This window comes from Stenotrophomonas sp. WZN-1 (genome assembly GCF_002192255.1).
Lineage (GTDB): Bacteria > Pseudomonadota > Gammaproteobacteria > Xanthomonadales > Xanthomonadaceae > Stenotrophomonas.
Genome location: NZ_CP021768.1, coordinates 2,744,152 through 2,756,382 on the forward strand (window position 1 = coordinate 2,744,152; position 12,231 = coordinate 2,756,382).

Annotated in this window: 12 protein-coding genes and 1 pseudogene; 2 read left to right on the plus strand and 11 right to left on the minus strand. The window is 64.4% G+C overall.

Annotated elements, in window-relative coordinates; genetic code table 11:
* Positions 1 to 57: 57 nt before the first annotated feature.
* The 10 genes and pseudogenes from CCR98_RS13005 to CCR98_RS13050 all read right to left on the minus strand — a co-directional run bounded on the left by CCR98_RS13005 (position 58) and on the right by CCR98_RS13050 (position 8,939).
* Positions 58 to 366 carry a VirB3 family type IV secretion system protein gene (locus CCR98_RS13005; protein ID WP_075677577.1) on the minus strand — a complete coding sequence of 103 codons (309 nt, stop codon included), beginning with the start codon at positions 364 to 366 and terminating at the stop codon, positions 58 to 60.
* Entirely contained in the window at positions 359 to 769 is a 411-nt protein-coding gene (locus tag CCR98_RS13010) for a TrbC/VirB2 family protein (protein ID WP_087922955.1), read from the minus strand. Before CCR98_RS13010 ends, CCR98_RS13005 begins: the two co-directional genes overlap by 8 nt.
* A 580-nt stretch (positions 770 to 1,349) precedes the next feature.
* Positions 1,350 to 1,814: pseudogene (locus tag CCR98_RS21425) on the minus strand (lytic transglycosylase domain-containing protein); the annotation flags it as partial.
* Between the two features lie 15 nt (positions 1,815 to 1,829).
* Positions 1,830 to 2,873 (minus strand): P-type DNA transfer ATPase VirB11, encoded by a 1,044-nt coding sequence (gene virB11, locus CCR98_RS13020; RefSeq protein WP_014037650.1) that lies wholly within the window; start codon positions 2,871 to 2,873, stop codon positions 1,830 to 1,832.
* 12 nt (positions 2,874 to 2,885) lie between these two features.
* Positions 2,886 to 4,157: a TrbI/VirB10 family protein gene (locus tag CCR98_RS13025; protein ID WP_087922957.1), complete on the minus strand. Its 1,272-nt coding sequence runs from the start codon at positions 4,155 to 4,157 to the stop codon at positions 2,886 to 2,888.
* A complete protein-coding gene (locus CCR98_RS13030; protein ID WP_014037652.1) occupies positions 4,154 to 4,933 on the minus strand; it encodes a TrbG/VirB9 family P-type conjugative transfer protein in 780 nt (259 codons plus the stop codon). The genes CCR98_RS13025 and CCR98_RS13030 overlap by 4 nt, the downstream gene beginning before the upstream one ends.
* Positions 4,930 to 6,000 carry a type IV secretion system protein gene (locus tag CCR98_RS13035; RefSeq protein ID WP_087922958.1) on the minus strand — a complete coding sequence of 357 codons (1,071 nt, stop codon included), beginning with the start codon at positions 5,998 to 6,000 and terminating at the stop codon, positions 4,930 to 4,932. The genes CCR98_RS13030 and CCR98_RS13035 overlap by 4 nt, the downstream gene beginning before the upstream one ends.
* Positions 6,001 to 6,089: 89 nt before the next feature.
* A complete protein-coding gene (locus CCR98_RS13040) occupies positions 6,090 to 6,536 on the minus strand; it encodes a hypothetical protein (RefSeq protein WP_042358796.1) in 447 nt (148 codons plus the stop codon).
* A gap of 430 nt (positions 6,537 to 6,966) precedes the next feature.
* A complete protein-coding gene (locus tag CCR98_RS13045) occupies positions 6,967 to 8,646 on the minus strand; it encodes a type IV secretory system conjugative DNA transfer family protein (RefSeq protein WP_087922959.1) in 1,680 nt (559 codons plus the stop codon).
* A 35-nt stretch (positions 8,647 to 8,681) separates the two neighbouring features.
* Complete coding sequence (locus tag CCR98_RS13050) at positions 8,682 to 8,939, minus strand: hypothetical protein (RefSeq protein ID WP_014037656.1); 258 nt, start codon at positions 8,937 to 8,939, stop codon at positions 8,682 to 8,684.
* A 222-nt stretch (positions 8,940 to 9,161) separates the two neighbouring features.
* On the opposite strand from CCR98_RS13050, the gene CCR98_RS13055 reads away from it, so the two are divergent.
* Positions 9,162 to 10,373 (plus strand): MFS transporter, encoded by a 1,212-nt coding sequence (locus CCR98_RS13055; protein WP_087922960.1) that lies wholly within the window; start codon positions 9,162 to 9,164, stop codon positions 10,371 to 10,373.
* 16 nt (positions 10,374 to 10,389) lie between these two features.
* Here the strand turns inward: CCR98_RS13055 and CCR98_RS13060 are convergent, their stop codons facing one another.
* A complete protein-coding gene (locus CCR98_RS13060) occupies positions 10,390 to 10,869 on the minus strand; it encodes a MerR family transcriptional regulator (RefSeq protein WP_087922961.1) in 480 nt (159 codons plus the stop codon).
* 89 nt (positions 10,870 to 10,958) lie between these two features.
* Between CCR98_RS13060 and CCR98_RS13065 the strand changes: the two genes are divergently transcribed.
* Positions 10,959 to 12,197 carry an NADH:flavin oxidoreductase/NADH oxidase family protein gene (locus CCR98_RS13065; protein ID WP_087922962.1) on the plus strand — a complete coding sequence of 413 codons (1,239 nt, stop codon included), beginning with the start codon at positions 10,959 to 10,961 and terminating at the stop codon, positions 12,195 to 12,197.
* Positions 12,198 to 12,231: the final 34 nt, after the last annotated feature.

The following is a 12,231-nucleotide window of genomic DNA, read 5'->3' on the forward strand; positions in this document are numbered from 1 at the left end:
CCAAGGAATTTCAAGAGACCCGGCGGGCGCGGGCGCCCGCCAGGCCGGATCCGGACCTCAATCCATTCGGGCCGGCTTGTCGCGGTAATGGTTGGGGTTGAACACCCACATGCCATCGTGTTCCGGCACGTTGCGCACCTTCAGCTTGAACATCAGGCGCAGGCCCAGCAGCCGGAAGATCATTTCGTCACGCTTGGCCATGTGCCGCATGATGAAGACCGCCACCGGAATGGTGAGCAGGAACCAGAAGTTTGTGTACATGCTGAGCAGCAACAACCCACCTGCCACCATGAAAAATGGCAGGTAGGGGACGCCCAGGAACATCGCTGGGCGCGTGCAGCCGCGGAACACGACGTTCTTATGCACTGTAGTACTGGATCGCGTTGTTGATCAGGTAGTAGGTGGTGCTGGTGCCAGCACCGCACTTGCCATCGCTGCCTTCGCCCAGCAGCATGCGCGCGATCTGGCCAGCGGCACCGATCAGCACGCCACCGATCAGGATCGGCGCGACGTCACCGATGCGCTTGTGAGCGAAGGCGATCTGGTAGCCGGCGAAGATCACCGCAATGGTCACCACGGCGATCGAGGCCATGTTCAGCAGGCCGTTGATGTTGGAGAAGAAACCGCAGACCTTCTTGTCGGTGCCGCCGAAGTCGGGACTGGTGGCGAACACCTGCGGGGCGAACAGTGCGCCAACGAAGATCGTGGCCATCAGCAGGGTCTTCAGCGTGCGCTGTGCCTGGACGAGGTCGAGATTGGATCGCTTCATGGATTGATTTCCTTGTTGATGGACTAACACAACTGAATCGGCCAGCCGGGGGACTGGCCGCACCACGACTTCGTCAGAACACGAAGGCCGCATCCCCTGCGGGAATCTGCTGCGCCGGTGCGGCCTGCACCGGCGCGTTGTACGAATTGTCGGTACCGGCCACAGGCTGGTTACGCTCGCTCCAGGGGCGCAACATCACCGGACCTTCGTTGCCGGCGCCAGCCGCGCCCGGCAATTGCTGCGGCATGGCCATCGCCTGTGCGGGGCCCTGCTGTGGCAACTGCTGCGGCATGCCGCCGGCCTGCTGCTGCGGATAGGCTCCCGCCTGGGCCGGCTGCGCCTGCGGCTGCATCATCCGATCTACCGAACCCAGCACCACCTTGGACAGCGCCTGGTCGGCGATGTTCAGCAGGCTGCCCCGCGCCATCGCACCGGTGGACGGGTACACGACATACGCGCGTGCCGGGTCTTCCGACGGCACGTACACCGGGCCATTGGACTGCGCAACGATGCGCGCCTGCGCCGGAGATGCCAGCTGCGGATGATGCTCGACCTTCACGCTGCGGCGTTCACCGCGACTCACCACGTCGATCGGCGCAACACCATTGCTCGCAAGCATCTGCCCGCGGCGCATGGAGTCATAGACCTTCTGCACGTAGCCGTGACGGAAGCCGGTCTCGAAATTACCCGAGTAGTAGCAGCTGAACGACTTGCCCCAGTCACCGCCGGAGCGCTTGTAGCATTCGGCGAGGATGCGCGAACCCGCCTGCAGGTTCGGGCACTGCTGGAAGGCCTTCTCGTACGAATCCAGGCCGTACTTGCCCAGGTTGTAGCGATTGACCTGGGCCAGCCCGATGGAGAAGTTGTAGCCCTTCTCTTCCAGCATGCGCACCGTCGCCAGTGCTTCGTCCAAGGCCTTGGGCTGGCGCACCAGTGCACCACCGACCACGCCGATGGCGTAGGGATTGCGCGACGATTCGACGTTGATGACGTGCTGCATCACGTCCATCGATACGGCCATCTCCGGGCACGCCATCATTTCCAGTCCTGGCAGCATCCCTCAGCCCTCCTGCCCCTGGGCACGCCCAGGATTGAAGTCGATGCCGGTGATGTAGCGCGAGCCGGCATGCGCCTTGATATGCACGACGATGTCGATGGTCATCATCAACAGTCGCTTGATCACGTTGAATTCAAGGCCCGAACCTTCGGTCGAGGCCTTCACCATCAGGGCCAGCTGGTCCCAGGTCTGCTCCGGGCTGCCCGCATGGCAGCTGGTGATCGAACCCGGATGGCCGGACGCGCAGTTGCGGATGAAGTAGAACGCCTCGTCACCGCGCAGCTCGGCCAGGATGATGCGTTCGGGCTTCATGCGCAGGCAGGCTTCCATGCAGCTCTTGGCGCTGACATTGCTGGTGCTTTGTCCACCTTTGGAATACAGCAGGTGCACGACGTTGGGCTGGGTCAGGAACAGTTCGCGCGCGTCCTCGATCGTGACCAGGCGCTCGTTGTCCGGGATATGGTTGACCAGCGCCTTCATGAAGGTGGTCTTGCCGCTACCGGTCGCACCGGATACCACGATGTTCTTGCGGTACATCACCGCACGCCGGAAGAACTCGGCGTACTCGCGCGAATGGCGCAGCTCCAGCAGTTCGCGATCCTGCTCGCTGATGCTGCCATCGCTTTCCAGGATCTGATTGAAGAAACCGTCTTCGTGATACTGGCTGAGCGACTTGGTGTGCTTGGACGGCAGACGGATGGTGATCGACACCTTGCCTGCATCACATGCAGGCGGAATCACGAACTGCGCACGCTGGCCGGTGGGGAACGTGAGCGACACGACCGGATCGGCATCGGTGATGCGCTGGCCGGTGTTGCTCTCGTTCACCACCGCCGTGCAGAACTGCCGGGCCCGCTCGAAGGTCAGGCTCGGCACGTCCACCCGCTGCCACCCCGCCCGGGTTTCCAGGTACAGCTCACCGGGACGGTTGATGCAGATTTCCGTCACTTCCGGGGACGTCATGTACTCGGCGATGCCCAGCACTTCGTACTGATAGCGCAGGAAATCGCTGGAGACGAGGGCGAGGGGTGACACTTCGGCGTCCATGAGGGTTCCGGGTTACCGGCGCGGGTTCAGCACGCCGGTGAAGTCAACGTCCTTTGCGACGTAGACATTCACGATCGTGCCCTGATTGATGGTGACCGTCGGCGGACGACGACCTTCGCTGAGGGCCTCATTGGCCAGACGCTCCATGGTGCGCGCGGTAGCGCTCTCATAGGGCGAGCGGACAGCGAAGCCATTGCTGGCGACGGTGGTCGACTCCGGACCGTGCTCTGCGGCAGCGTATTTGAAGGCATCGGAAATCAGGCTGATCATCAGCGCCGAGGCAAGGCGACTGCCCCAATGCGCGCTGTACTGGCCCGGATGCCCGGCGCCACCCAGCTGATCCACACCGGGGCTGGACATGGCCACGTCGATGCCGTTCGGGGTGGTAATGCGATCCCAGATGACTTCCACGCGCTTGCCGGTGGGGCCGCCGCCGTAAGCACCGTAGATCTTCGAGCCCTTTGGCAGCAGCAGGCTGCGGCCGTTGATCGAGTAGACCGGTTCGGTCACCAGGCACGAGGTGTAGCCGGCGATATCGGTGATGATGCGGGTTTCCAGCACGCAACGCAGATAGGTGCCGCGAACCAGCAACGCATCCGGGCTGCGGATGAAGCTGGCATTGGACACGTCTTCCACGTCCGGTCCGCGACGGACCTTTGCCGGCGCCGCCTGATTGTTGGGCAGCTGGGCCAGCATGGTACGGGTGTACTCATCCATGCCGCGGCCGCCATTGCCCCCGTTGCCATCCTGTCCATCACCACCACCCACCCCGCTTCCGGAGCCGATGCGGCGTTCCAGCAAAGTCGGGCCACGGTCCATCTCGCGTGCTGAATCGGACTGGGGAACGAACAGCGGGGTGGAATCCAGCGGCGGCGGCGGTAGCGGCGGCGTCATCGGAATCGGATCAACCGGTTGCATGGCCTGGGAGGGCACCGGACTCGTCTGCACGGCGTCCGGCAGAGTCGGCGTAGACACGCGCGCAACGTCCGGCACCTTCTGCACGGCATTCTTGTCATCCTGCCCCTTGCGGAACAGCAGGAAACCCATGGCCACCAGCAGCACCACGATGCCGCCCAGGAACAGCAGCGCCTTTCGGTTCAGCCGCTGCTCTTCGGCCGAGCGCAGCTGCGGTGCGGCCGCATCCAGATCCGGCGCAGGCTCGGCCTGGGTCGTGCCGAAGTACGGGTTCGACGGCGCGTCCGCGGCACCTTGTGCGCCGTACGGGCTCTGGCTCTCGTCGCGTCCGTTGTTCGGGTCGTTTCCGGGAGTGTTCTGCTGGCTCATTTCTTCACGTTCCTTCGCAGGCCGACGACGAAGTCGCCGTGGCGGATGACCAGGTACGGGTGCGTCCCGTGCACGATCAGCGTATTGCCTTCAACCGTGGTGTTGACCACGAAGTCTTCACCGTATTCCGTTTCGCGACCGAACACCGCCGGGAAGATGCCGGTCTTGTACTCCGGCGAATTCGGCAGTTTCAGGTAGGTGAAACGACCATCGTCATAGGCGTTGACCGGGATCAGCCACCCCATCTTCTTCGCCTTGCTGGTCGAATAGGAGTAGTTGAAGTTGTACTGGCGGTCCTTGGCCAGTTCGGAGCTCAACAACGGCTTGGCCTCTTCCTCGACCGCTTCCTGGGCGACGCCGAACACGGTGTCGTTCGGATAGACGAAGGCGATCTTGTACTGCACGCCTGCACGGCGGGCCTGCTCCAGCTGGCGCCAGTCGGTGGCCACCACCTTCAACTCGAAGATGTAGGAATGGGTCTCGGTGCGCACCATCATGTTGGTGTCGACGTCGACGTTCTTCGGCTTGAGATAGAACACGTTCTCGCGACGGGTCAGTTCCCAGCCGCTGCTGAAGCCGGTGCTGTAGTCGAGGATCTTCTCGTTCGGGCTCAACTCGATCTGGGTGGTCAGGCCCAGGCCGGTGCGAACCGGATAGATGCGGTCCTTCTCGTACTCGTAGTGGTCAACCGCCTGCGCCATCGCCGCTGCTGAGAACAGCAACGACAACATCGACAGCAGCGCCAGCGCGCTTCCCCTGATATTTCGACTACTCATCGGTTGCTTGCTCCATCAGCAGTTCCGGTGGAATTGTTCGGCGCCGGCCTCATGGCCGGCTGTCCGGGCACGGCCTGCCCCGGCATTGCTTGCCCCTGCACCGGCTGACCCGGCATGGGTTGACCCTGTAGGGGCTGGCCCGGCATGGGTTGACCCTGTACGGGCTGGCCCGGCACCTGGCCGTTGGCCGGAACCGCGACCGGCTGGCCGGTAGCCGGGTCGATCATCGTGGCCGCGGCAGGATTGTTGGGATCGTAGACACCCTGCGCCTGCTGCGCGGCCTGTGCGGCCTGCTGCGCCTGCGCCTGCATGGCGCCGTCATCCGGCACCGGCACGCCACGCGAGTAATCGTTGTCGACGCGGTACTCGGTGACCTGGAACGCCAACGGGTTGAGGATGCGATCCTGCTCGGACAGCGCCAGGTTCTGGTTGTAGCCGAAGCGCATCGTCACCAGCTGGTTGTCCAGGTAGGTGGCGACACCGGTGCGCTTGTCCAGCAGGCTGCGCTGGATGCGCACCGAAGCGCCGCGGAAGCTGCCGTTCGGTTCGGCGCCCAGCGGCGTGATGCTGAGGATCTTGACCCGGATGGCGCGCTCGCGGCCATACATCACGAACGGGTTCTGCGGGTTGTTGCCGGCATAGCGGACGCGCATGGACTGCGCCACCGGATCGGTGGACATCACGAACACCAGCTCCCAGTCCCGCAGGCCCATCACCGCCGAGTCGTACGATTCGCGCGCGAGCACGTACTGGGCGACGTTGCTCCGATTGATCGCTTCGTTGGTGGTGATCGTCTCACCCTGGAAGGTGCCACTCAGGCGCGCGACGGTCGCGGTGCCGGTGTAGGCATCGGCCATCACCAGGAACGGCACCTTCTCCTTCAGCGGCAGCATGTAGTAGTAGCCGCCCGCGAGGGCGAGCGACATCAGCAATGAGCCTGTGGCTACCCACCACGCACGTCGCTCGCTGCGGCGTGCCATGTCGGCCACGGTGATCTCGTAGCTGACCGCCTTGGCGACCGACTGCTCGACCTTGGGACTGTTGCCCGGATCCTTCTTGCGGAACATGGATTCTTCCGTACTGCTGAAACATCAATGGGCGTGGCGCCCCTGCGACCGGCGCGGGGAGCGGCACGTTCGATGATTTCGAGGTGGACTCAGGTGCCGCTGCTGGACTCAGCGCCCTGCGCCGACGCGGTCGGCGTCGAGCCTGCGCTCTGCACAACGATCTGGTTGCCAACGATGGAGACGGAGATGCCCTGCGCTGCATAGGCTGCGGTCAGATCGATCACGGCCTGCTGTGCATTGGTGGTGTCGATGTTCGAGACCGCGCCGAACAGGGTGAAGTCCGAGCTGAGGCGGTAGTCCAAGGTGCGTCCGGAATCCTTGGCCCAGCGCTCGAGCATGGCTTTGAGCGTGCCATCCATCGGCGAAGCCTGGTAGACGTAGCTGGAGTACAGCGGGATTTCGGTCGTTGCCGCAGCAAAGCGGTTCACCGGCTTCCAGCGGCCTCCGAAATCGGGAGCGGACTTGGTGGCACAACCGGCCACCATCAGCGCCGCCACTGCGGCGATGGACATTTTTGCGATAAACGCCTGATTCATACGGGCTTCACTTTGACGTACGAAAAAGCAGTTCCGAGCGTTGGATCCCTGGTCGTCCGGCGCTGCATGGCGCACGCCGGAAACGGGGAGACGCGCTGGATTGCAGCACACCTGCCCCGGCTCCCCTGCAGCCTTGCGGCTGCCAACCAGGTTGCAGGCCGAGCGACGGATTTCAGCCGCCACGCACCTGCACACCCTTACCAACGTCGAAACCATCCTTGTTTCCATGGCACAAACTCCTGGCCACCCTACTGCTGAAACTTTGACATCCGGCACATATTTCCGGACCTCAAACATAGGGTCGCACAACCACGCGTCAATTCCATGTCAGACAAGTCTGAAAATCCATGAACAAATGCCAAATTCTTGACCGGAATCACGAATTCACATTCTTAAATGTGAATACAGTTCACAAATTCAGCGTCGTGAATTAGACGTTCAGCATCGGAACATCCACCTTCGGCAGCAGCCTGGAAGTGAAGTAGCGGTCCTTGTAGTAGCGGATCTTGTCGCACTTGACCGGATGCGGTATGCCCTCATACAGGAACACCTCCATGTCCGGCCCCATCGCCTTCAGCTCCTGCGGCAGCATCAGCGCGCGCCGTTCCTCGGTGAAGTTGTGGGTCTTCTCGCGGGCATGGGTGACGTTCTTCCTGCGCACCGTGGTGTAGCCCAGCATGTCCGAGTAGTCGTTGGCATCCTGCTGTTCGCGCGGCGCGTACAGGATCTGCAGCGCATGGTTGGTGATGATCGTGCGCGAGACTTCCCGGCCGTAGGTGGCATCAAGCTGGGACATGCTCTGGATGATCGGCAGCAGGCGGATGTTGTAGCCGGCCATGTAGGAGACCGCCGAGGCGATGATCTCCACCTTGCCGATCGAGGTGAATTCGTCCATCAGCAGCAGGCACTGGTACTTCAGGTCCGGGTTGGACTTGGGCAGTTCCTTGGTGTTGAGGTTGATCAGCTGGCTGAAGAACAGGTTGATGATCAACCGGCTCTCGGCCAGCTTGTTCGGCTGGATGCCGATGTAGATGGTCATCTTCTTCTTGCGGACGTCGGTCAGCAGGAAGTCGTTGCAGCTGGTGGCCTTGTCCAGCACCGGGTTGATCCAGGGATTGAGCGGCTCCTTGAAGGTGCCCAGGATCGAGGCGAAGGTCTCATCGGCCTGCGACAGCATGTTGGCGAACGCCGAACGGGCGTTGGCACTGAGGAACGGCCGCTCCGACAGGGTCTTGAGGTACTTCTTCAGGTCGGTGCCGTCACCGGAGGACAACCGGTACACCGCGCCCAGCGTGGGCGTGCCCGAGCCGCCCGGGAAACCACTGCTACGCTCGTCGTCCCAGTTCTCGAACAAGTACAGGGTAAAGGCCATGAACGCGTTGCGTGCCTGGCTGACCCAGAATTTCTGGTCCTCGGCCCCGTCCGGATACAGCATCGCAGCGATGCTCATCAGGTCCGAGACACGGAAGGCCGGATCGTCGGAGACGTAGCTGAGCGGGTTCCAGCGGTGCGTGCGCCGATCCTCGGCGAAGGGATTGAACAGGTAGATCTCCTGGCCCTGGCTGGCGCGCCAGCCGCTGGTCAGGTCGAAGTTCTCCTGCTTGATGTCCAGCACCACCAGCGATTCGCCGTACTCCAGCAGGTTCGGGATGACCACGCCCACGCCCTTGCCTGAGCGGGTCGGCGCGGCCAGGATCACGAACTGCTGGCCATCCAGGCGCACCAGCTTGCCGCCATGGCTGCCGACCACGATGCTCTGGCCGGTCTTCTTGAACATGCCGTGCTTGGCCAGGTCGGCCCCGGTGGCAAAGCGCGCGTCGCCGTGCAGTGAGCGCTTGTCCTTCTTCAGCAGCAGCACCAGGCCAGTCACCAGCAGCACCAGCAGAGGCAGGCCGAAGCCCACGTAGCCGGCCCATTTGATCTTGCCCACGAAAGGCGCAACCTGCGGCTGGCCGATGGCGTGGACGTACTGGTAGTAGGTGTTCCAGGTGAACAGCTGGGTGTCCAGCCCCAGGAACAGCAGGGTCAGGTAACCGGAAAACACGAAACCAAGCAGCAGGGTCGCCAGCGTGATGATGGCGATGAGCAGATACTTCTTACTGGGCAACACCCGAATCCTCCATGATGCGCACGCGGCGCGACGGCCTAGCGGTGGCGCCAGCGCGACGCCTTCTTCCGCAGGTGGTTCTCGTTCTCCAGCCCGGGCTCCTCGCCCTCCTCACGCACCAGTTGCAACAAGCGTTGGCGCGCTTCGGCCAGTGATATCAGGTCGGTCAGACGATCCCCATCGTCGGCGACGACCGCATGGCCGACCACATCGCCCGGAGCGTACACCGGCGCGTAGGACACCGCTACCAGCTGATAGCGCCCGCGCGACTCCAGCACGTGCTTGAACTCCTGCATCGATCCGCCTCCTTGTTTGAGCAACGCTACAGTCCCCTGCACCGCCATCATGCCCGCTGGCATGTCGTCTGCGCATGCACACCGGCGGCACGGATCGGCGGCCCCTCCCCGCAGCGGACCCGGCATCGCCACCGATCAAACACTGATTTACCCCCAGCGTGGCTGCCCCTGTTGCGGTGCAGCAGTACAATGTCTGGCTCCCCGCCCCCATCGCGCCCCCGCATGAGCCCCAACTCTTCCCTGGCTGCGCGGCTGACGCCTCGTCAGCGCACCCTGATCATCCTCGCCCTTTCACTGGGCGGCTTCGCCATCGGCACCAGCGAGTTCGCCAGCATGGGCCTGATGCTGGAGATCAGCCGCGGCCTGTCGATTTCCGAAACCCAGGTCGGGCATCTGATCAGCGCTTATGCCATCGGCGTGGTGGTCGGCGCCCCGATCCTCGCCTTCGTGGGCGCCAGCTTCCCGCGCCGCAAGCTGCTGCTGGCGCTGATGGGCTTCTACGCGGTCGGCAACCTGGCCAGCGCGCTGGCACCGAACTACGGCACGATGCTGGTGGCACGCTTCGTCGCCGGCCTGCCGCATGGCGCCTATTTCGGCGTGGCGATGCTGGTGGCCGCAGCGATCAGTCCCGCCGGCCAGCGCGGCCAGGCGATGTCGCGCGTGCTGCTGGGCCTGTCGATCGCGATCCTGGTCGGCAACCCGTTGACCACCTGGCTGGGCCAGCAGCTGAGCTGGCGCACCGCCTTTGCCCTGGTCAGCGTGCTGGCCATCGCCACCGTGGCGATGATCGCGCGCTTCCTGCTGCCGGACCGGGATGAAGTGCGTACCTCGCCGATGCGCGAACTGCGCGCCTTCAACACCACCCAGGTGTGGCTGGCGCTGGCGATCGGTGCGGTCGGCTTCGCCGGCATGTTCTGTGTGTTCACCTACCTGGCACCGACCCTGGTGCAGGTCACCGGCGTGGCCGAATCGTGGATGCCGCTGGCGGTGGGCGTGTTCGGCATCGGCGCGATCATCGGCAACATCGCCGGTGGCTGGCTGGTGGACAAGTTCCATTTCAAGGCCGCCGCCGTGGTGCTGCTGTGGTCGATCGTGATGCTGCTGCTGTATCCGCTGGCGGCACAGTCGGTGTGGACCATCGGCCCGATGATCATCACCGTCGGCACCATGGGCGCGCTGGCGGCGGTACTGCAGACCCGCCTGATGGACGTGGCCGGTGAAGCGCAGACGCTGGCAGCGGCCTCCAACCACGCCGCGTTCAATACCGCCAATGCGCTCGGCCCGTGGCTGGGCGGCATGGCAATCAGCGCCGGCTTCAGCCCGGCCAGCACCGGCTATGTCGGTGCGGCTACCGCGATCGGCGGCCTGCTGCTGTGGTGCGTGGCGGTGATGCTGGACAGGAAGCGCAGGACCGCCGTCGCCGGCAGCCACTGAACACCGCGCCGGATCGTCAGTCGCTGCCCCTGCGGCGGCGGCGATCCGGTCGCAGCAACGCTGTATCGCCGACCGCCAGGGTTGGCCGCGCCAGCTCACCGCGCTTCACACGGTCCAGCACCCGCCGCGAATTGGCTGCACAGTCGATGCCGTCCGGCCGCGCCTGGATGTCCTCGATCAGGGCAAGCAGGTGCGCCCGGCTCTCTGCCAACCGCAGTTGCAACGCCTCGATGTCAGCCACCTTCTTCTGCAGCATCGTGATCAACGCATCATGCTGCCACTGGCCCATGTCCGGTGGCAGCAGGGCACGGATCTCTTCCAGGCTGAAGCCCGCACGCTGCGCACCCTTGATCAGCTCCAGCAGCAGCACCGCCTGTTCCGGATAATCGCGGTAGCCATTGGCCTGGCGCTGCACCACCAGCAGCCCCGCGTCTTCATAGAAGCGAATGCGCGACGCCGCGAGGCCTGTGAGGCGGGCCAGCTCACCGATCTTCATCTGCCTGAATCCTCGACATGGGAAGCCGTTGACCTTCAATCAAACTTGAAGGTTAGCGTAGCGTCATTCCCCTGTCCTGGAGCTGTCCGATGTCGCTGTTCTCGCCCCTGGCACTGCCCTCCGGTGCCGTCATCCGCAACCGCATCGCCAAGGCGGCGATGGAGGAGAACATGGCCGACGCCGACCATGCGCCTTCCGCTGCGCTGCTGCAGCTGTACCAGCGTTGGGCCGACGGCGGCGCAGGGCTGATCATCACCGGCAACGTGATGGTCGATGGCCGCGCCATGACCGGTCCCGGCGGCGTGGTGCTGGAAGACGACCGCCACCTTGACCGCTTCATCGCCTGGGCTGAAACGGCACGCTCGCGGGGCGCGCAGATGTGGATGCAGATCAACCATCCCGGGCGGCAGATGCCGGCCGCACTCGGCCAACCCGCGCTCGCGCCGTCAGCCGTCGCCCTGGAGATGGGCGCACTGTCCAGGCAGTTCGCACCGCCGCGTGCGATGACCGAGGCGGACATCGAAGAGGTGATCGCCCGCTTCATCCGCAGCGCCGAGCTGGCCGAGCGCGCCGGGTTCAGTGGCGTGCAGATCCATGCCGCGCACGGCTACCTGCTCAGCCAGTTCCTGTCGCCCCTGTCGAACCGCCGCGACGACCGCTGGGGCGGCAGCCTGCACAACCGTGCGCGCCTGCTGCTGGAGATCGTGCAGGGAGTGCGCGCCACCGTGCCACCCACGTTTGCGGTGGCCGTGAAGCTCAACTCCGCCGACTTCCAGCGCGGCGGCTTCTCGCCCGAGGATGCGCGCGAAGTGGTGGAAATGCTGGCGCCCCTCGGCGTGGACCTGGTCGAGCTGTCCGGTGGCAGCTACGAAGCACCGGCCATGACCGGTGCCGCACGTGACGAACGCAGCCTGGCCCGCGAGGCCTACTTCCTGGAGTTCGCGCGTGAGATCGCCACGGTGGCGACGATGCCGCTGATGGTCACCGGCGGCATCCGCCGTCGCGCCGTGGCCGAGCAGGTACGGGACAGCGGTGTGGCCATGGTCGGCATCGCCACCGCGCTGGCGATCGAGCCGGATCTGCCGCAACACTGGCAGCAGGGACACGATCCGGTACCGACACTGCGCACCATCGACTGGCGCAGCAAGCCGTTGGCCGCCAGCGCACACATGGCGGCGGTGAAGTACCAGCTGGGGCGGCTGAGCCAGCGCCGCCCCACCGCACCGGGTGTCTCACCGGTGTGGGCGCTGCTGCTGGCACAGGCCGCCGGAAAATGCCGGACCCGCCGCTACCGGCGCTGGATCGGTGCACGCGCAGGCGGATACTGAGCGGGCAGGCTTCTCATCGCTGAAGCGATGCTCC